Below are 26,559 nucleotides of genomic sequence, written 5' to 3' on the forward strand. Positions count from 1 at the left end.
GTGCAATCAAACTTAATCCTGCCTAAGACTATTGTAAGGCAAAAAGAGAAGTGAAAAAAGTAGTGGAGTCAGTATCCTATTTTCATTATAGGCTGAGATAAGCTTTCATGATTCGTTGACAATTCACATACGATTGAAATCGAAGCAAACGGATTATTTATATGCATGAGTAATGAAATCAAGCCGGTGCTTCTGAAGATACTCATGGATGTGCTGAAGGTGCCATTTTGTTAGCGGATATATCAAGTGTTGATGCAATCTATAACGTTTGTGGCTTATCCTCACGATATTTTTATCCTTATCTTTTTAATGAAATATTGATTTCAAGCTGTTTTTAAGAAAAATATCAAGATAAAAATTTATATGCGATAATGAAATCATAATAAAATTGAAGGGATGTGATTTCATGAATTACAATAAAACTGTAGACAAAGTAATGGCACTGCTGAAAGAAAAGAAGGTGTGTTCAAGCAGTCAAAAGTCATATAGAGATTGCTATGAATCCCTTGGACTTTCTATGAAACAAAGGAATGAGGGATATTCAGATGCTGTCTGTGAAAGTTGGCTTGCAGATATCAAAAATGAATTACCGTCGCAAAGACATATTGTATGGGTACAGTATACATATCAATTAGTGGAAATGGACTCCACAGGGAGCATTTCGGATCGCGGGCTTTATCTTAAGCGTTCAAACTATGACAAGCTGCCTATGTTTGGAGAAAAGACCTTGATGTGTATCTTGATGATTGCAGCAGTCGGTATACTGCCGGGACATTAGAATTAATCCGCATTTACTGTTCAGAAGGATTACTTTTTCTTGATGATATGGGATACACGCTGTTACTGATGTCATTTATGACGCAGTCATAAAGCTGATAGGAACAAAAATGTATTGTTCTGATAATACAAAGACTGTAATACTGAATAACACTGCACGTATGATCAAGTTTTATGGTGGAAAAGGATTTTGCCCTATGAACTACAGCCTTGTTTTCAACTGACAGATATATCCTCATATCGGGTTAGTATCCGAATTCTCACAGGAGAACCGGATGGCACTGGAAAAAATAACAGATGTAACTATCCAGTTTTCTTTTCTTCACTCATCAATTTTATCTCACAATCTGCCCGGTCGGGCGCAATTTTCCAAATAGAGTATAACAAAAAAATGGACATCTGACAATGTGTTTTTGAAATGGATATGCGACTATGCAAATTTTGCTTGGAGGACATGCGACCATGTCCTATAATAAATTAAAATCAAATTGATACGTGAATCGAAAAGAGCAAAATTATGATAAGAAAAAAGAAAGATTACAGAGAATTGAAAGTCAGTAGTTTCGGCGGCTATGGCTGCAAGTCAGCTCCGATGCTCAGACTCCAGGGATTGTGGCTTGAAGAGCTGGGATTCAAAGCCGGGTATCCTGTACTGGTCAAATGTGAAGACGGAAGGCTTATTATCACGCCGGACACTTCCAGAGCAGAAGTGGTGGAAGCTGAGAATGCATTTATGGAAGAGAAAACAAAGAAGCTGCATGAGAAATACCTTCAAGAGAAGCGTGAGCAGCATGTAAGATTTGTGGCTGAAAGAAAGGCAGGGTACGGTGTATGAGTAAAATTATTTTAGTAGGAGCAACAAAGGGCGGTGTCGGAAAAAGTGTAAGCGTATACAATCTGGCTTATTTTCTGGAAAAGCTTGTCATGGTGTGCTGAATCCGGTAATCGTCCGTACAACAGAAGATGGATATGAAATGCTTTCTGGTCATAACAGACAGAATGCAGCGAGACTGGCCGGTCTTACAGAGATACCGGCAATCGTGAAAACTGATTTGCCGGATACAGATACTTATGTGTATGTGATTGAAACGAATCTGATGCAGAGATCCTTTTCTGATTTGGAGATTTCGGAGAAGGCAGCAGTCTTGAAAGAATGATATGACAAGGTCTTGTATCAGAGACAAGGGGATATCATCATGGCAGAAGTGGCTAAGCTGGAAGGCATCCCGCTGAAAGGTGGTCACGGTGACCACCTTTTCAAAAATCGTGATGAAGTGGGCAAGAAATACGGATTGTCGGGAAGCTCTGTGGGAAGGCTTTTGAAAGTGAATGATCTGATAAAGCCACTTCGCAATAAGCTGGATAATGGTTCTTTGGTTTTTAAGGTTGGAATACAGATATCTTTTCTGCCGGAATCAGAACAGCAGCCGGTATATGAGCAGATGATGGAATTGTATGTGAAGCTGACAATGAATATGGCGATAAAACTTCGGGAACATTCCGGTGAGTTGACCGAGGCTATGGTACGGCGTTATCTGACTAAGACGGTGGAGCCGAAGGATAAGCCGATGAATATCATTTCCCAGGGAAGGATCAGAATGCGATTGAAGATATTATGGAAAAAGCGTTGGCGGCATGGTTTGAGGTGAAGTAAAGAAAGATTTTATAACTACAGCTACAATGACAGAAGGTTGCACTGCGAGTAGAATATAAAGCTAATATGTATAAAAACATACGGAGTTGTGGACTTTAATAACTATGAGGGGGTGTTTGTCATAAAAAGAAAATATCCTATAATCGATGTGGCCAGAACCGGTCAGAATATAAAGCATATCATGCAAGCGAGAGGATTAAATGTAAAGAATATTCAGGATTTTTTTAGATTTAGCACGCCTCAGAGCATTTATCACTGGTTTGACGGAAGAAATATGCCGACGGTAAACAATCTGTGTGCCTTAAGTGGACTCTTTCGTCTGCTAGTAGATACTCTTTTGAAAGGCAATAGAAATTATGAGTACAGACCGGCAGAGAATGCAATGTATCAGCGCATTACTATTTATTATGAAAAGTTCCTCAGGCCAGTCTCTGTTATGGATAATTGAAAATTGATTAAAGGGGATGAAGAGTAATGAAAGTAACAGGGTATACAGGATGGAAATTTGGAACTGTAAAATATAAGGTCATTAGTAACTGGGGGTTAAATGATGAAAAACAGTTATATGAAGATGCAAGGAAAGCAGTCATAGATGATATTCGAGATAATGGATATCATTTTTCAGGACATGATCATCAAAATTCAGATGTTGGAGTACCCGTGCTGGATGATAGATACCTATTTCAGGTGACTATGCGAAGTTGGGGCGGTCTTATGGCTGATGCTTATCCAGATGAAGATTATGGACTGCAGAATTCCAATGGAGAAAAAGGAAATTATAGGTATTGTAAATGGGCATGGTACAATCCAGAACTTGTTTCGGAAACAAAATATCCAGATGACAGTCGGATGATAGAGTATGAATGAAATCAGACATGAAAACATAGAAGGAGAGCTGTGAGGAGACTGCAGTATTAAACTATGCAGAGGGTGCTTGAGTAAAGTATCCTCTATTTTTTGCTTGCATTTCGAGTCACAGTTAAATCTCTTTAAACTAAAAAATAAGTAGATGTATATTTGATAAAATATAATATAGATATGAAATAATCGCAAAAAGATGTGATTATAATGCACATAAGAGTTGATATTCGTTGTAATCTATTTGCCTTCATGGTAAAATGAAAAATGTATATTATATCTATTTCGAGACAATGTTCTGAGTGAGGTAATAACTGAATGAAAATTAGCTATAAGAAGTTATGGATTATGCTGGCAGAAAAAGAAATGTCAAAGCAGTTGTTAAGAGAAAAACTTGAAATATCGGCAGGGACAATGACTAAATTGAATAAAGGAGAAGAGGTGTCTTTAGCTACGCTTCTTCGGATATGTGAGTTTTTTGACTGTAATATTGGAGATATCTGCGATGCGGTTAAGAAGGATGAATTGAAGTAGAAACCGGAGGAATCATAATGAGAGAACTTGTATGTCCTAAGCATATGTGCAAGACACCTATGGGAAAATGCATGGAATGGGATATTGATGAGATAACAGGTCAAAAAGTTCAATGCCAAGAAAAACCTGTGATGTCAACGACACTGTATTGGTGTAGTAAATGTAATGTTCCAATGTATGAGGAGCGTTGCCCAGAATGTGGAAGCAAAGGTGAATATATTGCAACAGATATTAGACCAGTATTTCCAGAGGAAAAAGTATTGTTGGCACTACTTTTAAATAAAGAGGATCCCTTGTGTTTCGAGGAAGCTTCTGTTTGGAATAATACAAATTATTACTTTATAGATGGCGAGAGATTGCAGGTTTCTATTAAGGAGTTTAATGGTAAGTCATTAGAAGAAATAAAAGCTATTAAGGCAAAATATAGTACCTGTGTGTCAGAGATTGATTACACAAAGTTTGACGCAAATATTCAAAAGTTTATAGAAGTAAACCAAAATAGATACAATGAAGTAACAGATGAAGCAATCAATTTTGTTCAAGGTTATAAAGATCGGTACTCGTTAGAAAATATGTTTGTGTCTTTTAGCGGTGGTAAGGATTCTACGGTTACGTCAGATATCGTGAGAAGAGCGTTTTCTTCAAATAAAGTTTATCATATCTTTGGAGATACCACACTGGAATTTCCGTTGACGTATGAATATAAAAAACGATTTGGTCGTGAACATAGAGTGCTGCCTGCAAAAAACTATGAAAAGAATTTTGAAAACCTTTGTAAGCAGATTGGTCCTCCAAGTCGTGTTATGAGATGGTGCTGTACAGTATTTAAGACGGGAGCGATTACTCAAACAATAGCCTCTGCTTTTAAAAATAAGACGAATATCTTATCTTTTCAGGGAATTCGACATAACGAATCTTTAAGTAGAAGTAAGTATGACAGGGAAAGTAAGAGCCCTAAGATTACAAAACAGACGGTTGCGGCACCAATTATCGAATGGACAGACTTTGATGTGTGGTTGTATATCCTGACTACAGGAATTGATTTTAATGATGCATATCGTCTTGGATATTCGCGAGTTGGCTGTTGGTGTTGTCCGAATAATGGTGCATGGTCAGAGTTTTTATCAAAGGTGCATATGTATGATCAATATGTACATTGGAGAGAAATCCTCGTTGATTTTGCGAAGAAGATAGATAAACCCGATCCAGAAGAGTATGTCGATCAGGGAGGTTGGAAAGCAAGACAAGGAGGGAATGGAATTGATATTGCAGAAAGATCTATTATCTCATATGAACCTTGTGCAACGGAAGACAATGCGTTCAATTATGAGCTGCAAAGGCCGATAACTCCTGAATTTTACGAATTATTTAAGCCTTTTGGTTATATTAATCCTCACCTAGGGAACGAACGTTTAGGAGAGGTGTATGTCCTTGATAAAAAGGGAAAGGTTGTTCTTGTACTTCAAGGAAGAATTGGTTCTACTAAGCTAAAAGTTACGATAAAAAATGAAAGACTTGCCGGAGCTACAAGCTTAAAAGTAGCAGATGGAAAAATTCAATGTCAGTTGACGAAATATCAGATGTGCATAGGATGCAAGGCATGCGAGAGTGTTTGCAAACATAATGCGGTCAAAATAAAAGAATTAGAAGATGGAAGTACTTCATATAAGATTGACGATGAAAAATGTGTAAGGTGTACCGAGTGTGTCAACCATTACAATGCCGGATGTTATGTGAGAAAGGTGCTTACAATCAAGAGAGAAGGATAAGATGGCGAACAAGGTTAATTATAAATTAAAAGGGCATGAAAAGTTTCCGTTGCGTGAAGGATGGATGAATAAAGGCATTTTTGCAGCAAAAGAAAATGGAACTCATATTTTCTTGGAAAATCAAGGACCGGATGTATTAGGCGTTGGTACAAATATGGTGAAGTCTATCCGTTATTGGATGCAAGCTTGTGGAATGATTGAAAAAAATGGAAATAAAGAAAAACTCTCAGATATGGCAGAAATCATTTTTGAAAAAGATCCATATTTTGAGGATGTTTTTTCGCTATGGCTGCTTCATTCAAATATTGCAAAAAATATCGAACAAGCAACGGTTTGGTATATGTTTTTTAATAGATTTGAAGCGGATTCTTTTTCAAAAGCAGATTTGCAAGGAAAGATGAAACAGGAACTTTTTAATTATGTGGGACAGCAAGTGACTGAAAGTTCATTAAAAGATGATATTGATGTATTGTTAAATATGTATTCTAAGGGTAAGATTCAAAACGAAGACCCTGAGGATAAAATTATATCTCCATTATCCGTGCTGGGAATTTTGAAAAAAGAAGATGAAACATATTATAAAGTGCAGCCGGATTTAAGAAAAGTAGATAATATACTAGTGTTATATGAAATAAGTTGTCTATTTGAAAATGAGAAGTCTCTTAGCATTGAGCGGATTTCAGCAGGAGAAAAGAGTCTTGGGGCAATATATCATATGACTATGGTTACGGTAAACAAATATTTAGATGATCTTGAGTCTTTGGGATATATTCGGGTCGATAGAACAGCAGGTCTTGATATGGTTTATCCGTTAAATATCAAGAAACCAATTGAAATTATAAAGGATTATTATAACAAATAAAGGTGGATAAATATATGGCCGTTAATAAATTAAGTCAAATCGTAAAGTTAAATGGTAATTTTAAAAATTCCATCAATCTTTATTTGAACTTAAATAAAAAAGAAAAAATAGAAAGCTATATTCCTACAAAATCATCTTTGAACATATTGAAACGGTATGCGAATTCTGTAAAACAGAATAAGAATCATTCAACAATACTAATAGGTTCTTATGGTAAAGGAAAGTCTCATTTGCTGTTAATTCTTTTAGCAATCGTGAGTATGGAACGGTCAAAAGAAAATGATAGCATTGTGAGTGGGTTTTTAAAGAAAATTCAGCCAGTAGATGTAGATGCATACAAGATAGTAAGAGATGTATGGCAGAATAAGGGGCGTTTTTTGCCGGTAATTATTTCAGGTAGTCAGGATGACGTTAGCCGTTCTTTCATGATTGCATTAAATGATGCGTTAAAAAGAGAGAAGTTGACAGACCTTATGCCTGACACTTTCTTTAGCATTGCCAAAGAGACTGTTGCACGTTGGAAAGCAGAGTATCCAGCAGTATATGAGAATTATGAAAAAGCTTTAAAAGTAAAAGGAACATCAGCAAAGATAATTGAAAATGGTTTAAAGGTGTGCAATCCTGAAATATTAGAACTATTTAAGAAAATTTATCCTTCATTAATGGGAGGAGAACAGTTTAATCCGCTTGCAGGAAGCGAAGTGTTGCCTATGTATCAAAGTGTAGCAAATAAGTTACATGAGGAGCGTGGTTATAGTGGTATTTATATTGTCTTTGACGAGTTCAGTAAATTTATCGAGGGACAGGAAAAACATGCAATTGGTGGAAATATGAAATTCCTTCAAGATATGTGTGAACTGGCTAATGAATCAAAGGAAATGCAGATTTATATGACAATGGTAGCACATAAATCTATCAAAGAGTATGGAACTTACCTGCCTGAAGCTATTATCAATGCGTTTACTGGTATTGAAGGTAGAATTGAAGAAGTTATTTTTAATACGTCTTCGAAAAATTGTTATGAACTGATTCAGAATGCTATAGAAACGGATACAGAAAGACTTGCGGAAATTCCAGACTCAAACAAATTTTTTGGAAGAGAAAAGATTGATGAATATTATAAAATACCTGCCTTTAGAACCACTTTTACCAATAAAGACTTTGAAAAAATTATTATCAAGGGATGCTATCCACTTAGCCCAGTTTCAGCGTATGCGTTGTTAAATATCAGTGAAAAGGTTGCGCAGAACGAGAGAACTTTATTTACATTCATTTCAAAAGAAGAACCTAATAGTATGGCACAACTTGTGTCTGATCATTCTTTTAGTGATGAATGGATTATTACACCGGATAGGGTGTATGATTATTTCCAAAATATGTTTAAGAAGGAAAAAGCAAATGAACGCGTTCATACAGAATGGCTAAATGCGGAGTATGCGATATCAAAGGCAAAAGAAGCAAGTAAAATACGTATGTTAAAGACATTGGCGGTTCTTAATATCATTAATAAATTTGATGAGATGCCTCCGACAGAGGAAATTCTCAAAATTGCTTCAGGACTTCCCAATGCTACAGAAATACTTAGTGCATTAGTTGCTAAGGAATTATTGTATAAAAAAGATACTAATAATTGCTATGTTTTTAAGACAAGAGCGGGTGCTACTCTTAAATCGGAAATCAAGAAACGTAAGGCTTTAAAGGATGTGCCCAACCTGCCCAAGGCATTTGCTCAGATTAGTGATATACAGTATGTATTGCCTAAAAAATATAATAATCAATACTCTATGACTAGGTATTTTAGATATGAATATTTGGATGTAAAGGATTTCTTACAAATAGATAATATAAATGTATTTTTGAAAGATGGTAAGTTTCAGGACGGAAAGGTAATAGCCCTCTATTCTCTGGAGAATGCAGATAAAACGAAAGAGATTCAAAAAAAGGTAAAAACTTTCGGAGCAGAAAATATCGTTGTGATTTATACAAAAACACCATTTGTCTTAATAAATAAGGTCACAGAATATGAAATTTTACAGGATATAAGGACAGACGTAAAATTCATGAAAGAGAACGAAATTCTATCCAAGGAATTGAACGTAATGGAGGAAGATATCGTTAAGTTGTTGTCGAACTTCTTAGAGGATGAATTTGAGAATGCCGATTCTCATGTCACTTTCTACCACGATGGGCAGGGATGGGTTTTAGACGAAAACATAACTACAAGTGCAGCTGTTGATGCTGTTTGTACCCATTTCTATTCAGAGACAATGGTTATTAATAATGAGTTGATTAACAAACAGTATATTAAAACTGCACCAATCAAGAAGTCTAGAAAAATCATTATGGAAAACATAATGAATAAGTGCTCTGATGAGGATTATCTGACGGGAACAAGTGCAGAATCTACCATTTATCGAGCAGTTATGGTTAATTCAGGAATATTAGCAAAGGAAAAACCAGATAAAGTTCAGAATTTGTTGGAAATGTTTGATGAATTCTTTGATGAATGTGTAGAAGAAAAACAGTCTTTGAGTATTCTTATTAATAAGTATAGCGCAAAGCCTTATGGAATGAGAGCAGGGGTTCTTCCTATTTTACTTGCTTATGTTCTGTCACAGAAGAAAGAGGATATTATTGTATACTACGAGGATAGAGAAACAACACTTACTGTGGATGCAATTATCAATATGGTGGATTATCCGGAGAAGTATTCAATGTTTATTTCCAAGGATAGTGCAGATAAAGATAAGTATTTGCAGGACTTGTCTAAGTTGTTTGCAGATAAGGCAGATAATAATCTTTCCGGTAATAGAATTGAAAATATCTTAACCTGTATGCAACGCTGGTATCGAGCTTTGCCCCAGATTACAAAGAACATTCGAAAAGAGAATGAGTACATTTCTGATAAGCAGGTTTTGAAAGCTTTACCTAAGTTGAAAAATATTATGCAACGCATGGATGTGAATGCATATGAGGCTATTTTTGAAACATTGCCTGAAATATGTGGAGATACAGACTATGAAGAGACTATTAGTTTCCTCCAGGTAATGAAAGTAAAATTGAATGGCTATATGGATTGGCTATTTGCAAAGGTTGCAGAAGATACAAGGAAGATTTTTTCGGAGGACGGAAAAGACGACTTGATTCATACTTTGAAGACTTGGTATGAGAATCAAAGTGATGTTGCAAAGCATGGATTATATAATGCAGCAGTATCTGGATTTATGTCTTGTATTGCTGATATAGATACTTATGATGAGTATTCTGTTGTTTCGAAGATAATGAAAATTATCACAGAGGTTCATGCAGATTCCTGGAATGATGATTCTTATACAGAGTATATTGAAAAGCTTAATGATTTAAAGGCTGAGATTGAATCTATTGGAAGTGAAGATAAAAAAGGAAATTATGTTCTTACATTCACCGGTAAGAATGGAGAAATAATACAAAAATATTATGATCCAGTTGATATGGATGAAGGAGCAATGTTTAGAAATATTATAGAAGATCAGTTGGAAAGTTTTGCAGATCTAGATGTGAATGTGCGTGTCGCAATTCTTCTAGAAATGATTGAAAAAGTGATGAGAAAAGAGGACTAGAAATGATTTATTTGGACAATGCAGCTACTACTTATCCAAAGCCAGAAACAGTTTATCAAAAGATGGACTGGGCGAATCGCGGCATTGCTGTGAATGCAGGACGTGGCGTATATAAGGTTGCGCAGGAGGCCTCTAATTTAATAGAAGATACACGTAAGAAATTGATTGAGGTGGTTCATGGAATTGCTGTAGAGGCTGCTGTCCTAACACCGTCGGCAACAATTTCGTTAAACATGATTTTGAATGGCCTACCGCTTTCAAAGGGGGATGTAGTATATGTATCACCATATGAACACAATGCTGTTGCACGTACATTACATCGAATTTCCCAAGAAAAAGGGATTCGAGTGGAAGAACTACCACTGAAAGAAAACCTGGAGATAGATTTGGAAAAAGCAAAATATCAATTTGTGAAGGATAGACCGAAGTGTGTATGCTGTACACATGTAAGCAACGTTACAGGATATATTTTACCAATAGAGGAAATTTTCTTGATGGCAAAAAAATATGGGGCAATTACGGTGATGGATGCTGCACAGTCGTTTGGATTGATGGATATAGACGTAAGAACATGCAAAGCAGATTTTATTGTATTTGCAGGTCATAAAACGTTGTATGGGCCATTAGGCGTTGCAGGATTTATTGATAATTCAACGATTAATCTGGCACCGTTTATTGTAGGTGGAACAGGAAGCGAATCTTTGAAATTAGATATGCCACAGAAGAGTCCGAGTAGATACGAGGCGGCAAGCAAAGATGTGGTAGCTATAGCTGGGTTACATGAAGCTTTATCCGTTTTGAATCAGAAGTGGAATTTTAAAACTGAGAAAAAACTTACAGAATATGCAATAGAGCGATTAAAAACTTTGAAGAATGTTATCCTTTATACGCCAGAGAAATTCGAGAATCATATCGGAGTCATTTCCTTTAATGTGAAAAGCTATAAGTCAGAAGATATAGGGAGTATTTTGGATGAGGATTTTGATATAGCCGTAAGAACTGGATATCATTGTGCTCCTTATGTACATAAATATTTAGAAGATGAGAAGTATTCAGGAACAGTAAGAATTGGTTTGGGTAAGTTTAATACAGAGGATGATATAGACCAATTAGTGGATGCAATAAGCGAATTATAAATATGGTGAAAGAGGCCGGATTATGAACAATAAGATGTATATTGATTATCTGAATTCATTGCACAATTACAATGCTCAAAATGAAAATGCATATGGAGAGAAAAATGTAGACAGTCCTTATTTTGAAGAGGTAATGGTGAGAGTGGGATTGTGCGATTATATCAAAGACAATCTTACAGAGAAAGAGCCACATATCGTGATTTTAACTGGACATGCTGGCGACGGTAAAACAAGTATCATGTATCAGGTTTTAACTGATTTGGGAGCAGAATTTGATGCAAAGGAAAAGATGAGTGAGATAAGTCTTCCAAATGGTGCGAAATGCCTTTGTGTTAAGGACTTTAGCGAACTGCCAGAAGAAGAAACGGAAAATCAGACAGATCGAATCCATGTAATGAGAAAATCTGTAGATATAGTGGAAAATGGAAATTATGTATTTATGGTTGCTAATACCGGTCCTCTTATCAATACGTTTGGGGAATTATTTGATGCCGAGGAAGAAAAAGAAAAAGCCAGGATTCGATTAATTAATATGATGGACAATAATGCTGGTGAAGTCGTCAGTATAAGTGGTGTTCGAATGTGTGTTATAAACGTTGCGACGATTGATAACGTTTATTTTGCAACAGAGTTTTTAGAAAAGATAACTCAGGACAAATTATGGGAAGGTTGTAAAAATTGTAAGAAATATGATTATTGTTACATATATAGGAATCGTCAGCTCATTATAGAAAATAAGACTAAAGTTTTTGAGTTTGTTCATAATCATTTTATCTGGTTAACGGAATATGGAATAAGATTAACTATTCGTAGTATGGCAGAACAGTTAGCATATATGCTAACTGGAGGAATGTCCTGCGAGGAAGTTGCTTATAGTGAATCATATAAGTATCTTTTTAGTAATTTGTTTTTTGGATATATTGGAACAAAGCAGAATGAGCGTGCACTAAATATTATCGCAGTTGATGCAGCAAATCGTTGCCTGTATGACCATAAAAGAATGCGTTCAGATGAAAAACTCTTAGTGGGTAAGGAATATAAGAAATTATTTGGAAATGCAATTGAAGGGATTATTGTTGAGGCGGAACATAAAAATGCCTTTGTTAGTGGTTGGACAGAATTCCTACGTAGAACATATTTGTTCATGAATATAGTTACTGATGAGAAAAGTGTTTTACAAGACTATGAGGATATTTTTTCGAAACAGTTTAAAAGATATCTTGCACTTCGAGATAGAACTGATACACCATCGAAGCTTGATACGAATCTAATTGAGGATGCATTGTCCATGATTTATGTGGGAACACCGAGTGATGGTACAGAAATTCCGTTGACTCTTAGTAGAGAGTCTGGTATCACACAGAATGTACAGTTGATTACCGGAACAATACCAGTACGGAGACTTCGCATAGAACAAATTAAAACAATAGATAGTATCTTTAATAAAGGAAAAGACAGATATGAGCTGAAACTAAAAATAGACAGAGCGGTTTTAGATACTGTCTTGACTCTTCCAATGCTGGATTATTTTGAAGAGTTGAAGAACGGTGTAATTGCTACAAATATTGATCCACAATTATCTCATGGTGTAGAAAGTTTAAAATCCCAGATATCAGAGATATTAAAAGATTATGAAGATGAGGATATTGTTGAGATTGTAGTGCTGAAGAATAGTGGGAATGAGAATATTCGTCTAGAGTTAACAGATGACGGAAAGATAAGAGAAGTATAGGGGGATTGAATATGGGGACATTTCCTAGTTGGATGGAAGATGATTATAATAAGATTGCTAATAAAGGTCCGTTATCTACCTTAATTTTTGGACATAGATTTAAGGTTGATCAAACGTTATATGAGTATTTAACTGAATTTCTTTTGGTATTTGTTTCTGCAAAAAACGAAGACTTGCAGGAAGGAAAAATGCAATTCCACGATGTGACGATTGAAAAAAATCTTAGCTATTGGGTAGAGCCCAGAATGGCTTTGCGTAGGTTTATTTTTTATGATAAGGCAAAAAAGAAAGGGGCTATTCCAGCAGATTCCATTGCTTATCGTGAGATGGTAAAACATTTGGTTGATAAAATGGATGTAAACGATAAGGAATTAGCGAAGGAATATGTAGAAGATATTCAAGATCTATTTCATGGATACGCTGCAGTGGTAAGAAATAGATTTTGGGGAGCTCAAACATTGTTGCCTATATGTCCAGAGTTTGTTTTATGCGGAGTTGATCCAACGGAGAAAAAGCGAAAGAAAGAGGTATATTGGGAAAATGATCCGGAATCTCTAGATACAAAATTTGATTTCACGAAGCATAACTTTTTGTCGCGTGGAGGAGAACTGTATTACTTGCATTTACTTCAAGGGGTAGAAGGGGACAAAGACAGAAGGGAAAGACTAGAGAAGTTATTAAATGATATGCTTAATGGATCATGTAAAAAGATATCTAAATTGGCTAGATATGTTCAGGATACATGGGAAGAGCAATATGCTCTTGATAAAAAGGTATTGTCTCAAAGATTAGAGGTGGCTTATATTCCAGCTACTGGATATAAAGAATGTGGAAGCTTTAGTGTGGATGAACTTAATAGTTTTCTTTCGTGTAAGTTACATCCGATTACAAGAGTTGAAATCCTGGCAAAGGGTGTAATGTTTCAAATTATGAGAATGATGTCTTGCAGGGTTGCGGATTACCTTGCTAAAGAAAGACCAGCATGGATTGTTGATATGAAGGGTGAAACAATAGATACGGTTAAGAAAATTGCGCACGAATCATTCCTTAATATAGAGTCGGATTTTATGACGGCAATAAATAAAATGGCAAACGAGGCAGGTATTACAGAAGAAGAACGTATGAAAAAAGTACGTGAGGCTCGTATAAATTCTTTGGATATTTTTAAAAGCAAAGGCAAAGAATTACAGTGTATTATTCCAGTGTCAGGTCCTTTTGAGAGATTTAGTCTTTCAGAAGATGCGATTCGCTTTCTGGTGCTTTCATTAGTGGCACCAGGAGATAAAATGACATTAAAAATGTTTTTGGAAAAATTGTATCGTAATTATAGAATAGTAATTGGCCCGGAAGAATATAGACAGAGTCTTGAAAATATAATTATGGATTCGTCTTTGGCAAATAGTTTTGCTGAAAATGTTGTTGCTTTTCAGGAGTTTTTACGTTCGACAGGGTTTTTAAAAGAACTGTCAGATGCGACATCTATTGTGGTGAATCCGTACGAGTCTATTGAGGAGGTAGAGGCATGAAATACGTTGTAAATAGAATTATAGAACTAATATTGAGTAATGAGCCTTCTACCAATAAGGAAACCATGGTTCGCGTGGATGGATTTGATAATATAGCAATTTATGAACAGGTTGCATCAAGAATCACATCATTACTTGGGGAAAAAGGACTTACCGTTGATGTAAGGCTTGCAAAAAACAAGTGGAATTCTTTTAAGAGGAATCCGGATAATACAACAATTTTACAGTCTATGAGACGGCATGAGTGGATTGCAGAAGAGGATAGTATTACCCATTATAGGAATCTTCACACAAGCAATGTTGTAATTCTGATGGGTACCGAGGATGAAGAAGACAAGGGAGGTCTTGCGAATTGTCATAGTATCACACCTGAAATTCTTGTCAAAACATTAAATGGAAAGTATCACCTTGTATTTAATGAAGATTCACTTACAGATCAGGATAATGATTTGATCGATCGTCTGTATAAGGATTTATTCGAGTATGAGGCAATAGACATTTGTAAGTTGAGTGACATAGCAGATTTTTGGGAAGGCAAGATTACAAATAGTAAGGATTTTATGGAGCTGTTCTTTAGTGGGCTTCCTGCATGGGGATTGCCTTATAGACGACTTGAGTTGCCAAAGCGGAAAGATATTTTGGGACGCAAAAATGTACTTGCAGATTGTCATAGATTTATAGTACGTCAGCCGTTTAATAACAAAATGTCAATTGCACAGTACAATAAGTATATGAAAAAAATTGATTATTACAATTCTGGAGAAGCAGAATTGGCAAAATATCCATCAGATCATGATTGTTGGAGTGAGCAAGGGATAAAGGATTATGATGAATTTGCAAAAGTGTTGAAGGAGTTCATAATAGGAGAGAATGTTCAAGAAAACGCAAAGAAGTTACTAGAAGTTGATTATTGTGTTGTTGAAGATGTACTCGATATTGGAATTCCAACAGAAAAGAAACCGCCTAAGGATAAGGTGAAAACATTAGTTGGAGAGCCATTGGAAATCTTTACAAATGCACTTTTTACAACTTTGGCACATATTAAAAATACAGATATTAGTGTAGATAATATAAAGTTTGATTTTACGCAGGCTGAAATCGTGTGTATGTATTCTGATGTTGAAGATGAGGAAGAAAAGCAGCAATTATTAGAGACATGGAAGGCAATCTGTACTCATTGCGGTGGTGTTATAGAATATCTGAACAAGAGAATGTGGACGGTAAACGAGAATGATGTCACTTTGACTTGCTCCCCTGAAAATTTCTTAATACCAGCACAGGCGTATCATTTTATTGAAGAAGATGTATATGTAAAGCCTGCAGCAGCAAATAAGTCTGTTAGTAAGATTGATTTTTCAACTTGTTATGAGGTTAACGGGAAAAGATTTCATCATGATTACCAATGGAAATTTGATACTGCAAATTCTTGGGATAAGAATTTTGGAGAACTATGTTTACAGGATTTCTGCAACAACAAAGATGGAAACTATACTCCGATATCAGAAATTTCAAAAATTAATTCTTTAATATTTTCTAAGAGTGAGGAAGAATTCTTTGACCGCTTTAAAGAATGTGACATTAAATTTGATTTTAATCTTACGGATTATGTAGACAAAAAGATACCAATGGTTGAGAAGGTTGTATCTGCTAAATTTGATGAAGTGGGAAAAGCGTTTGCTCAATTTGCATATGCTGTTGCAAATGAGGGATTTTACACTTGTATAGCAAAGGATAATTCTGAATTGTCAAGACTTTGTGATGCATATGTAAATTTAGGAAAATATTTAAGAGGACGAACATTTCCAGAAAACTTAAAGTGGATTTTAGACGCATACATTAATGCTTTTAATATTATAGGAGATGTTAGCGTATTTGAGTCAGAGAAAGAAATTGCGAGTTGCATAGTACCTGCATGGCATCCTGCTACATTGGAAAAATTAAATGATCAAAAGATATTTTTCCTTGATGGATGTGATGAATGGTGGAATGAAGTACAGAACAATGTTAATATTTCCGAGAAAGAGATTGCGGATACTCTTACAGATCTTCTTCAAATGAGTATGCTGCAAAGTACACTTGATATTTTCCCTTCTTACGGACAGGTGTATTTTGGAACAATTGCGTCCTTCGGAGCGTTTAGTCTATATGGTAGAAATGATATTATAAACGAGAATCGTTTGAGAGATATGATTCATAAAGATGCTATTTTTGATGATGATTTTGATCGAAAAGAAGTATCTAGATTAAACGATAATGCAAAGATGATTTACAGTGTAATGTCGGACTATGCGAGAGCTTTCCCCAATTTAGCAGACAATCTTAGCATTGTATTTATAGATCCGTCAGAGTTGCAACCAATTGTAGCAGCAATCTATAAATATATTGAAATAAGAAGAAAAAAGGAAGATCAGGCTAAAATTGATATTTCACTGCGAATTTTAGTAAGACCAGAGAATAAAGGTGGAAGGAATTATCTTGCGTATTGGATGGATGAGTTTTTTTCACAGGATGAAAATGTTAATATTCATACTTATTTGAATGAATGGAATAGTAAATCAGCACTTGAAAAGTTGTTAAATGGAAATAATGATATTGCCTTTGTGATGGATATTCTAAAGGTAAATAATCTTGGCTTTGTATCGTCCTATAATGATACGTGCCTGGCTCCGAGTCAGTGCAGATTTCCGATTGTGTATAAGCCAACACCAATTTCAAACACTTCTGTGAAGAGAGCTATTGAACTTTCTCAACCACAGTTTAAAGCTGCCTATGAGCATACTCAAATTGTACGTTACCGTAATAATATGGAAAAAATTCCGGATGGAATGTATATTGCCTCAAAGGAAGTGAGCATTGATACGGATGGACAGGCTATTGTTCATTTCCTTCACGAGAAAGCATATTGGGTAGTGTGTGTAGATAGTGGTATGGACGGTGCATTGTTAAGAAGTGATAATTCTCACCAACAAGATTACAATATTATAGGTTTCAGTACCGGCAAAGGTGCATATGGACAATATAATTTGACGATTACTACTAGAAAAACGATTCTTGAAACCATAAGAAAGAAACTGGAAAATCGACTGTATAGCTTGTTTAAGTGGGATAAGGAACAGATAAAAAAGGCTGCACAGCTTTGTATTGACGAAGCAAGTGGTTTGGATGGTATCAGCCTTTTATCTGCAACGAATCCAAAGGATGAAAATGTGCGTGAGTTTATGGCGTATGTTTTGACATCTCTTCGAGAAGGAAAATCAGAAAGTGAGAGTGTGCTTAAGATTGTTGTTAATTTGGATTCCTATAAACATTGGTTTGGAGGCGATATAGATAAGGATGAGGACATTTCTGCTTCTCGTCCGGATTTTCTGGTATTAGAAGCATTCCTTACTGATGATGATAAACTTAAGCTAAAAGCAATAGTAACAGAATGTAAGACATCTATATATGCGAATGCTGAACAGCATAAGGAGCATGCTCTTGAACAAGTGGAGAATGGCGTTCGTAGATTGAGTAGGATTTTTAATCCTGAATCGAAGTCTATTAAAAGAAGGTATTGGTTTGCTCAGCTATACCGTGCATTAGCGTTTGCACAAGTTACCTTTAGCAATGATACAACGGAATTTGCTGAGTTGTCCACAAAGCTTAGAAATGTTCTTGAGGGAAATTACGAAATCGAGTGGAATGGACGGATTCTTGGATTCTGGTTAGATAAGCAAGGTGATGAGGAAGTTGAAACAGTTGTAGGTGAAGAAGAAACGTTAATTTATGATATCCCACAAAAGGTAATTCAGTCCCTTTTGTTAAAGAACAACATAGATGGAGTAAAGTATGTGTATATTGATCCCCAAGCTGTTGTTGAAGATGAGGAGCAGCAGGAGAAAATCAGGGAGCGAGAAAAAATTCTTGATGAAGAGATAGCTACATCACAGACAGGAAAAGCTAAGAGAATTCAAATGTCAGAAGTTCCTAACCCCTCTGTATCGCTAATGAATGTGGCGGAGCATGTACATGCCGGTGGAGAGAATACACAGCTAGATGTTGAAGGGCCAGAGATGATTAATACCGAGAATGTTAACTTTGAAGCTTCATCAGATGATAATAATACAAATAATGAAACTAGTAAGGAATCAGTGATGATAAAAGAATCTTCTGATAAGGAACCAAAATTTACAAATGATTCAGAAATTATCAAGGTTGCGGAAAACGTTAATCTTGATGATATTCGTGTGTTAATTGGCAAGAATAAAACTATGTCAAATGTTTGTTGGGAATTTGGAAGTCCGCAGATGGCGAATCGACATCTATTGATAACCGGAACTTCTGGACAAGGAAAAACATATAGCATTCAAACAATGCTATATGAATTAGCAAAGAGCAATATTTCTTCTGTGATTTTTGATTATACGGAGGGATTCCGGCTCGATCAGCTTGAACCAGAGTTTGTAAAAAGTATGAACCACAAGATAAATCAGCATATTGTTAAAATCCAAGGCGTACCTATCAATCCGTTTAAAAGACAGGAGCAAGATTTTGCAGGAATGATTATACAGGACACATCAACAGATGTTGCAGGTAGATTTGCAAATATTTTGACACATGTGTATGGCTTTGGCGAACAGCAGTATGCGGCTATTTACGAGGCGACAAGAGTTGGTATGGATAAATATGGAGATGATATGGATATGAATCATTTCCAAGAAGAATTGATTGGGATACAGACCCAAAATGCTTCTGCAAAAACGGTTCTGTCCAAGATGACACCTTTTTTTCATAGCATTGAATTCAACAAGGATGCGGAATTCGATTGGGGCAGTATATTATATGCTCTGGAAGCAAAAATGAACATTTTTCAGCTTACGATGATTGATAGAGAAATGCAAGTTATTGTAACCGAACTAATGTTGTGGGATGCTTGGTATTTTACGAAAAATTATGGCTCCAAGGAGAAACCGTTTGTAGTGGTATTAGATGAAGCACAGAATCTTTCCCACAAGGAGAACTCGCCAAGTAAAGCTATTCTTACGGAAGGCAGAAAATTTGGCTGGTCAGCTTGGTTTGCTACGCAATCATTAAAAGTTCTTGCGGACGATGAGGTCGTAAGATTAATGCAGGCTGCACTTAAACTCTACTTTAAGCCTACGGATGAGGAAATTACTAAAATGTCTAAGCAGCTTGATCCGACAAATTCATCGCTCTGGATTGGTGCATTGAAGGCATTAAAAAAAGGACAGTGTATCGTAGTGGGTGATCGAAAAAAGGATGATGGAACTTTTGGAGGTACAAAGCCTACAGTAACCAGTATTACATCATTTAAGGATAGGGGTTAGTATGGTAAAACAAGTCAATATGAACTTTCACCAGACCTTTAAGCCAGCGTGTAAGTACATCAGCAGTATCTTAGATATTGCTGATGGAACTTCATGGCTTAGCGTGAAGGATATTTCTGGAATGACAGGAATTCCCCAAGGGGCATCAAGTGGAAAAGTAGAACCACATATTAGTTATGCTGAATACATGGGATTGATAAAAAGTGAAAAAAAAGATAAGCAAATTCAGTTAACAAGGACTGCGTTAGGCGAAAATGTTAGCATGGAGGATCCAGGATTACAAGAGTCTTTAACCAAATTATTGTTACATGCCATGATTTTGCGCCAGGAGGAAGGCGCAAGTATGTGGAGTTCAATTTTTAAAGATATTCTTCCAAAGTATCGTAATGGAATTAAGAAGGATATGCTTATTTTAGAATTGAATCAGATTTACGATAACAAGGTTACAACAAAAAATATTTCTCCATTTTTTGGCTCATATGATGATTTTTTTGCAGAGATAAAAATTTTGAATGTAGAGGATGATGTGGTGAAATGTAATTCTCTTGCATATAATAAGGAATTCATATATATGTATGCTTTGGCATTATGGGTATATTGGGAAGAATATTATCCTGAACAGGAGGAAATATCATCGGTTCAATTTGAAAAATTGGGATTTGGCAAAGCATTTGGTTGGAATACACAGGTAGAGTACGAAGTGATGGAACATTTAGCAGATAGAGGATTGCTGAGAATGAACCGGCAGCTAATGCCATACACGATTTTGAAACTTACAAATAAGGAAGAGTTAATTAGTAACTTGTATAGTGAATTGTGTTAGGAGGACATTCAGCGTGGAGTTAGGGAAGGTACTAGAGTTTAGAAAAGATCTATATTTTGAGGGTGCGGTTCAGGCAGATTGGTTTTACGTTCAAGAAAAAGCAGCAACAGTAGCAGAAAACTTTGTGTTTCATGGCAAGCAATATTTCGGAGTTGAAGATCAGGGAATTGGAAATAAAAAAAGAATCGATACAATCAGCTTAGTTGAGGAATTAGCAGAAAAGATGTCAGACGATCATGCCAATGCTCTTACATTGGCGATTGCGGATTATGGAACAGGAAAATCTCATTTGGCAGTAACTCTGGGGCAGATTTTTTCTGGAAAAGACTATATGCCGGACACATATAATAAGCTGATATCTAATATTGCTAGTATTGATTCTAACGCTGCAAGGCATATTCAGGCATTAACAGATGAAAGAAATTTCGTTATGGTAATAAACGGAATGAGAGATTTCAATTTGCATTCCGAAATTTTAAAGGCAGCACAGAAAAGCTTAAAACTATATGGATTGTCGGATGATGGATTAAGAAAACTGAATCGAGCTTTAGAAACAGCGGAGACTTTTTTTAATCGTAATGCGTATAATTCTATCTCTTTGTTTGAAGAGAAAGCAAGAGGTTTAGGATGGAATGAAAACGGTAATTACTTGATAGAGAAAATTCGCGATAATCTTATGACAGATGAGGTCGCTTTTGATATAGTAAATGCAGTTTATACAGAGGTTAATGGACAAGAAATAAGATGGGATGAGGGACTTTCTGCTTCTAATATTCTTGAAATGCTCATATCAGAATATTGTGGTATGAATGGTAGATTTGAACACATTATTCTATTATTTGATGAGTTTGGAAGATATTTAGAATATGCGTCCGGGGTTAATGCTGCCAAATCAGGAGATTCTGCATTACAACAGATTTTTGAAACTGCACAAAATGCAAATAGTGTCTTGCAAGTAATCAATTTTATTCAGTCTGACATCAAGACATATCTGCAGCGTGTGGATCAAACAAAGAATATTAGCCGATACATTGGGCGTTACGATACCAGTGATAAATATTATATTTCTTCCAATTTGGAAACGGTCTTTGCAAATCTAATTCAACGTAAGGATAAGGATGCTTTCGAACAAAATGTGGTTTCATGGCAAAAATCTCATGAAGCTCAGTGGAAGAATATATTTGAAAAGTTGAATATATGGCTTGTGACCAAAGGAATGTGGAAGGACTATGCCCTGTTTCGTAAGGTAGTAGTAGAAGGGATTTATCCGATGCATCCACTTTCTACGTTTATGTTGACACAGTTGTCTGATTATTTACAGAATAGGTCTTCTCTGACTCTGATTAGTCAATACATAGAAAATTCCAAGTCAGTAGATGTTTCTAAAGGCGATGTTCTTATTATGCCAGAAACTTTAATGCTTGGAGATTTGTATACAGAAATGCTTGCGGCAGAGCAGGAAGGAAAACAACCTTCACAGCAATGTATTCGCTACGACAATATCTTAAGAAAGTACGGAGATAAACTATCGGAGAAATCACTAGCTGTACTTAGGTCCAACTTAATTCTTAGAATTCTTCGTTTTAGAACGAAAGATTACACAGATGCAAAGGAAGCATTGGCCCTTTGTAGTGGATTTTCTATTGCTGAAATAGAAGAAGAACTCAGATGGCTTGAAAATGAATATGCTGTTTTGGGCTTTGATGATCATGCGGGATGTTTTGATTTTATGGAAGAGTCAAACGGAGCACATGATTTCAAGGTGTTAAAAAAACGTCTTATGGCAGGTGCCTCCATCAATAAGTCTTTATTACAGAGCATAAAGATTCAAGAGATTGCAGGTGTACTAGAAAAGCAGACTACTAATTTTGCATTAAAACATAAGATTACAACAAATGAATGGTTGTTTGAACAAGAAATGTATGCAATAGAGCAATTTGATGATATAAGAGTAAAGACATATTTAAAGGAATGGGGGAATGCAACCAGTTCTACGAATGCTAAGGGGCGGTTGGTATGGCTGTATGTTAATAAGGATACAGAAGCTTTATATGTAGAGCGAGCCGAATTACTTGTAAAAGAGTTTGTTGGGACACCTATCGTTGTTATGCTGCTAAATGATGTTGATAATAGGCTTTATGATACACTGTTAGAGTACGATGTTTTAGACAAATTAGATGACGTAAATCGAAATAAGTATGATCGACATTATCTGGCGGATTATGGACAAGCAGAGAGTAATCTGAAGGATGAGTTTTCGGAATTAAAGAAAAAGAGAATTCATATAGGTTCAGAAGGAATAGAAGAATTGAAAACAAGGATGCCAATGTACCTGACTAGTGTTTTTGAGGATTTATATCCAAATGTGGTTCCGTTCTCATTTGATGGCTTTGTAACAAAAGGAAATAATCTAGGAGGTAAGGGAGGTACTTATTACTGTACAATTATCAAGATGTTGCTTTCTAATTCCGTAAATGAAACAACAATCCACAATTTTGCCAGCGATGTGCGGAATAGAATCGAGGCATTATTGATGACAACAAATGCAACTTCCTGGAAGTGTATTGATAAGGAATTCAGAGTGATTCCTCCAGAAGAAAAAAAGGCACGACAAGTATATGACAAAATCGTAGCAAGCATCACTAAAAGTAAGGAATATGCATGTAATGACATCTTTGACACATATTGTCGTCCACCGTATGGCATGAGTGACGATATTGTTACGCTTATGCTTGCAGTTATCTGTGCAAATCTTAGTTATTGTCTACGATTTAGGTATAATGGCTCGATGACAAATATCAACAATTGGAAGGAACTTGTTGTAATTAAGGACAAGAAGATTGATATTGATGTTGTAAAGCAATCCGTTTTTGTAATGGTAGATGCCGGCGCAGTTACCGGGAAGTATATGCGATTTTTTGATCGGGTTCAAACTAATAAGAGTATTTCCGAAGTAGTATCACTTGAAAAGACTCTTACTAATATGATTGCAGCAGATGAGATTCCAGAAGAACTGAGTACTCAGTATTTACTTGCACGAAAATATCTAGATTCGGGTAAAAAGGCAATTCATGAGTGGAAGAGTTGCATAGGAGAAATCGATAAAAAACTTGAGGCCGCTATAGAGGGGAATAATTTGTACGAAGCTCTTAAAGGCTTGCAATTGGTTAATGTAGTACCATATACTAAGATTTTTAAAGACAATGGATATGAGATAGATGAAGAGTCAAAGAATTCAGTCAAAAGTCTTGCTGACAGTTTGAAAAATGTTGTAGATCAATTAATTGATCCTTATATTGAAAATATGTATTGTAAGTCGGTTGAAGGAGTTAATACATTCAGAAACCACAATACGAAAATGCATACAATGCTTGAAGAGCTTGGTTTCGTCGAGTATGCTTTGAAAATTAAAAAGCGTAAGGAAGAGGAACTTGCTAATATAGATGAGATTCGTTCTCGTCAAGAACTTCGAGCCGATTGTGAGAGGTTTTTAGAAGAAAGTCAGATTACTAAGTATGTTACCTATGTAAATATTTGTCTTTATTTGAAGACCGGAAAAGAACTACAGCCAAGAGTACAAAAGTATGGTGCTGCATTAGGTAAGGATTCTCAGAGAATTAATGACAATATCAATCGTAGAGTAGGTGATTTAGAAAAAAATCGCGACCGGACAAAGAAAGATATGTCAGATATCTGGGATGATCTTTATGAAGTGAAATGCGCTGAAGATGTAGAGGATTTACTAGACAATATTGCTAGTGTTTTGCAGAAAGGTATACCGGCAACAGACCAAGAAGGTTTTGAAGAATTGCAAGAAAATCTACAGGAGTTTCTGAATGACATTAATGCTATTAAAAATGCAACACAATCAAGAATTCAGTATAAAGAGATCTCTAAGGCTATGCTTGAAAAATATGAGGAGTCAGAATTTGATTTTGAGGTTCTTCCAATATTGAAAGCAGTTATAACTGATATTAAAAGAGCACTTGATGAAAAAGAGAAAAAGTGGATAACAGAAGAACTGACTCTGGGTGATAAGAGCAGAAAGGCTGTTCATCATTGGAAGGAAAAGTCACAATTTATACCGGAATATTTATCAGAGGAAACGATTGAAAAAGTTAAAAAACTTGATCAAGAGGCAGATGAGCTGATTAGAGAAGGTAAGATAGAGGATGTTATTTTCTATTTTGATAAATTGGATGAGGCAGAAAAGCAGGAGTGTATACAAAGATTACAAGGCAGATTAAATAGATAATATGATGACGTCGTAACACTTTTGGATAGTGTCAAGTGGTGTATGAAAAAACTGAGCTGAAAAAATAGGCTCAAATGAACATTGAAAACTGCAGATATTTATACTTGAATATTCTCCCATGGCATAGGGCGCTGCCCTATGTACCCACAATGAACCATTATCGGGCTCTGCCCGAACTCTTCCTCGCCGGAAGGAAGGTGGCACTTGCCCGGCATGTTATCGGCTCCGTTCAGCATCTCAACCTCGTTCAATACTTTATATCCGGCATGTTTATGTGGTCGGAGAAAGTTATAATAGGCAACCTATAGAGCCAAGTCATAGTTGGCATCGTCGATGTTATCAAAACCGTTCGATCATCTGCTTGAACGGACGAATTCTTTGGATACTTCATCGTCGTTGGTAAGTCCGATCACCTGAGTGATCTCAAATTTAAATTTTTCACCAAACTCATGGAAAAACTGCTGGGCAGCGAGAGGGTAGGCACTATAACCATCAGCAATAAAACGGAAGTTCTTTGGAAGTTCCGTTAAGTGCCGAAAAGCCATTCTCATGGCGAGAATGCAGGGAACGACACCACGTTAGTCAGATACCTGATAGCCAATGATGGAACGTTTGGCGGCATCCATGATGAACCAGATGTAAGTCTTGATACCACGGATTTTGATATAGGTCTCGTCATCAGTGAAGACATTGCCAGAGCCGTAATCGTAGTTGTCAACAAAAGGATTGATACAGATAGCGGCAGTCTTGCAGTAATTCGCTATCTGCTGATGGGAAATGGAGATGTTGTACAAATCCTTTAAGGCCTGAGAGGTTTTCCTGAGATATAATCCAAGATTTACGTGGAGAGTCAGGCACAAAGCCATTGTGTTGGAATCAAACTTGCTGAACTTCAGAGAAGAGGCATTCTTTGGCAGAGAGTTTAAATCCATGCAAAAAAAACCATCGTGAATTCACGGTAGATATAGTGGATCTTGAACTTGAAAAACAAGGATCGAAGAACGCCTATAAATATGTTTTTGATGCGAAGTACCGTATTGAAATGAACCCGAACAGCTCATTTTATCCGGATACCAAACCAGGTCCCAAAGTGGATGATATCAATACGGTGCATCGTTATCGTGATTCTATTGTTTATGAGAATCCGGATTCCAGATTTGCTTTTGAGAAAACTATGTTCGGCGCTTATATTTTGTTTCCATATGCAGAGGAGGAAGTATATAAGAATCATAGGTTTTACCGAAGTATAGGAAGTGTCAACATTGGCGGATTGCCGTTTCTTCCGAGTGCAACTTCACTTGTTACAAAGTTGCTGGACCATCTGATTACGGATTCACCCGAGTCAGCGTTTGAAAGAGCGACTCTTCCTGCAGGTATGGAGGAGCGTATTCGTACTGTAGATTGGAATAAGAGAGATGTGCTGATTGGTCTTGTTACAGATTCGGACCACCTGCAGTTGTTCCTGAAATCTAAGTTGTACTGGACTCGTCGATTTGATAAAGTGAACCTGCCAATACGGTATGTAGCGCTATATGAAAAAGGCTCCGATATTCGGTACTACGGAGAACTCATATCTTACGGTCAGAGAAAACGGTCACAGTTGCCCGGAGCCAGCAAACATAGTTCTAAGGATTATCATGTGTTTGAAGTCTTACAATGGCTAAAGTCGTTCAAATTGAGGAATAACTCAGAAAAATAATGGATATT

Annotated in this window: 16 protein-coding genes and 1 pseudogene; 16 read left to right on the top strand and 1 reads right to left on the bottom strand. The window is 36.1% G+C overall.

The window, feature by feature from the left end; all coding sequences use genetic code 11:
• Positions 1–406 precede the first annotated feature (406 nt).
• The 15 genes from MUB35_RS19795 (at position 407) to MUB35_RS19865 (ending at position 24,852) form a co-directional block, all read left to right on the top strand.
• Positions 407–778, top strand: coding sequence for a hypothetical protein (locus MUB35_RS19795; protein ID WP_244806683.1), 372 nt, complete (start codon positions 407–409; stop codon positions 776–778).
• A gap of 516 nt (positions 779–1,294) precedes the next feature.
• Positions 1,295–1,612 carry a SymE family type I addiction module toxin gene (locus tag MUB35_RS19800; protein ID WP_244806684.1) on the top strand — a complete coding sequence of 106 codons (318 nt, stop codon included), beginning with the start codon at positions 1,295–1,297 and terminating at the stop codon, positions 1,610–1,612.
• Between the two features lie 94 nt (positions 1,613–1,706).
• On the top strand, positions 1,707–1,934 hold the full coding sequence (locus MUB35_RS19805; protein ID WP_244806685.1) for a ParB N-terminal domain-containing protein: 228 nt from the start codon (positions 1,707–1,709) through the stop codon (positions 1,932–1,934).
• A gap of 39 nt (positions 1,935–1,973) precedes the next feature.
• The gene (locus tag MUB35_RS19810; protein WP_244806686.1) at positions 1,974–2,426 is read left to right on the top strand and encodes a hypothetical protein; all 453 of its coding nucleotides are present in this window, start codon (positions 1,974–1,976) and stop codon (positions 2,424–2,426) included.
• 479 nt (positions 2,427–2,905) lie between these two features.
• Positions 2,906–3,298, top strand: coding sequence for a hypothetical protein (locus MUB35_RS19815; protein WP_244806687.1), 393 nt, complete (start codon positions 2,906–2,908; stop codon positions 3,296–3,298).
• Positions 3,299–3,637: 339 nt separating this feature from the next.
• A complete protein-coding gene (locus MUB35_RS19820; protein ID WP_331477591.1) occupies positions 3,638–3,823 on the top strand; it encodes a helix-turn-helix domain-containing protein in 186 nt (61 codons plus the stop codon).
• A 17-nt stretch (positions 3,824–3,840) separates the two neighbouring features.
• The gene (locus tag MUB35_RS19825) at positions 3,841–5,592 is read left to right on the top strand and encodes a phosphoadenosine phosphosulfate reductase domain-containing protein (RefSeq protein WP_244806689.1); all 1,752 of its coding nucleotides are present in this window, start codon (positions 3,841–3,843) and stop codon (positions 5,590–5,592) included.
• Position 5,593: 1 nt separating this feature from the next.
• Complete coding sequence (locus MUB35_RS19830) at positions 5,594–6,454, top strand: DUF4007 family protein (RefSeq protein ID WP_244806690.1); 861 nt, start codon at positions 5,594–5,596, stop codon at positions 6,452–6,454.
• Between the two features lie 14 nt (positions 6,455–6,468).
• Positions 6,469–10,053: a hypothetical protein gene (locus MUB35_RS19835; RefSeq protein WP_244806691.1), complete on the top strand. Its 3,585-nt coding sequence runs from the start codon at positions 6,469–6,471 to the stop codon at positions 10,051–10,053.
• Positions 10,054–10,055: 2 nt separating this feature from the next.
• Entirely contained in the window at positions 10,056–11,189 is a 1,134-nt protein-coding gene (locus MUB35_RS19840) for an aminotransferase class V-fold PLP-dependent enzyme (protein WP_244806692.1), read from the top strand.
• Between the two features lie 22 nt (positions 11,190–11,211).
• The gene (locus MUB35_RS19845; protein ID WP_244806693.1) at positions 11,212–12,921 is read left to right on the top strand and encodes a hypothetical protein; all 1,710 of its coding nucleotides are present in this window, start codon (positions 11,212–11,214) and stop codon (positions 12,919–12,921) included.
• 11 nt (positions 12,922–12,932) lie between these two features.
• Positions 12,933–14,447 (top strand): hypothetical protein, encoded by a 1,515-nt coding sequence (locus MUB35_RS19850; RefSeq protein ID WP_244806694.1) that lies wholly within the window; start codon positions 12,933–12,935, stop codon positions 14,445–14,447.
• Positions 14,444–19,774, top strand: a complete 5,331-nt coding sequence (locus MUB35_RS19855) for an ATP-binding protein (RefSeq protein ID WP_244806695.1) — start codon at positions 14,444–14,446, stop codon at positions 19,772–19,774. Before MUB35_RS19850 ends, MUB35_RS19855 begins: the two co-directional genes overlap by 4 nt.
• 1 nt (position 19,775) lies before the next feature.
• Entirely contained in the window at positions 19,776–20,597 is an 822-nt protein-coding gene (locus tag MUB35_RS19860) for a hypothetical protein (RefSeq protein WP_244806696.1), read from the top strand.
• Between the two features lie 13 nt (positions 20,598–20,610).
• Positions 20,611–24,852: a hypothetical protein gene (locus tag MUB35_RS19865; protein WP_244806697.1), complete on the top strand. Its 4,242-nt coding sequence runs from the start codon at positions 20,611–20,613 to the stop codon at positions 24,850–24,852.
• A gap of 98 nt (positions 24,853–24,950) precedes the next feature.
• On the opposite strand, the pseudogene MUB35_RS30860 reads toward MUB35_RS19865, so the two are convergent.
• A pseudogene (locus MUB35_RS30860) lies at positions 24,951–25,834 on the bottom strand (IS6 family transposase); the annotation flags it as partial.
• On the opposite strand from MUB35_RS30860, the gene MUB35_RS19875 reads away from it, so the two are divergent.
• Positions 25,820–26,551 carry a nuclease domain-containing protein gene (locus MUB35_RS19875; protein WP_244806698.1) on the top strand — a complete coding sequence of 244 codons (732 nt, stop codon included), beginning with the start codon at positions 25,820–25,822 and terminating at the stop codon, positions 26,549–26,551. The pseudogene MUB35_RS30860 and the gene MUB35_RS19875 sit on opposite strands and share 15 nt — an antisense overlap.
• Positions 26,552–26,559: the final 8 nt, after the last annotated feature.

Source organism: Blautia sp. NSJ-175 (assembly GCF_022867815.1).
Classification (GTDB): domain Bacteria; phylum Bacillota; class Clostridia; order Lachnospirales; family Lachnospiraceae; genus Blautia; species Blautia celeris.

What these genes read in the sequence shown, in the direction of transcription:
- MUB35_RS19855 (WP_244806695.1), top strand. Translation starts at nt 14,444, where the DNA reads ATGAAATACGTTGTAAATAGAATTATAGAACTAATATTGAGTAATGAG.
- MUB35_RS19850 (WP_244806694.1), top strand. Translation starts at nt 12,933, where the DNA reads ATGGGGACATTTCCTAGTTGGATGGAAGATGATTATAATAAGATTGCT.
- MUB35_RS19810 (WP_244806686.1), top strand. Translation starts at nt 1,974, where the DNA reads ATGGCAGAAGTGGCTAAGCTGGAAGGCATCCCGCTGAAAGGTGGTCAC.
- MUB35_RS19840 (WP_244806692.1), top strand. Translation starts at nt 10,056, where the DNA reads ATGATTTATTTGGACAATGCAGCTACTACTTATCCAAAGCCAGAAACA.
- MUB35_RS19845 (WP_244806693.1), top strand. Translation starts at nt 11,212, where the DNA reads ATGAACAATAAGATGTATATTGATTATCTGAATTCATTGCACAATTAC.
- MUB35_RS19825 (WP_244806689.1), top strand. Translation starts at nt 3,841, where the DNA reads ATGAGAGAACTTGTATGTCCTAAGCATATGTGCAAGACACCTATGGGA.
- MUB35_RS19860 (WP_244806696.1), top strand. Translation starts at nt 19,776, where the DNA reads ATGGTAAAACAAGTCAATATGAACTTTCACCAGACCTTTAAGCCAGCG.
- MUB35_RS19835 (WP_244806691.1), top strand. Translation starts at nt 6,469, where the DNA reads ATGGCCGTTAATAAATTAAGTCAAATCGTAAAGTTAAATGGTAATTTT.
- MUB35_RS19820 (WP_331477591.1), top strand. Translation starts at nt 3,638, where the DNA reads ATGCTGGCAGAAAAAGAAATGTCAAAGCAGTTGTTAAGAGAAAAACTT.
- MUB35_RS19800 (WP_244806684.1), top strand. Translation starts at nt 1,295, where the DNA reads ATGATAAGAAAAAAGAAAGATTACAGAGAATTGAAAGTCAGTAGTTTC.
- MUB35_RS19815 (WP_244806687.1), top strand. Translation starts at nt 2,906, where the DNA reads ATGAAAGTAACAGGGTATACAGGATGGAAATTTGGAACTGTAAAATAT.
- MUB35_RS19795 (WP_244806683.1), top strand. Translation starts at nt 407, where the DNA reads ATGAATTACAATAAAACTGTAGACAAAGTAATGGCACTGCTGAAAGAA.
- MUB35_RS19830 (WP_244806690.1), top strand. Translation starts at nt 5,594, where the DNA reads ATGGCGAACAAGGTTAATTATAAATTAAAAGGGCATGAAAAGTTTCCG.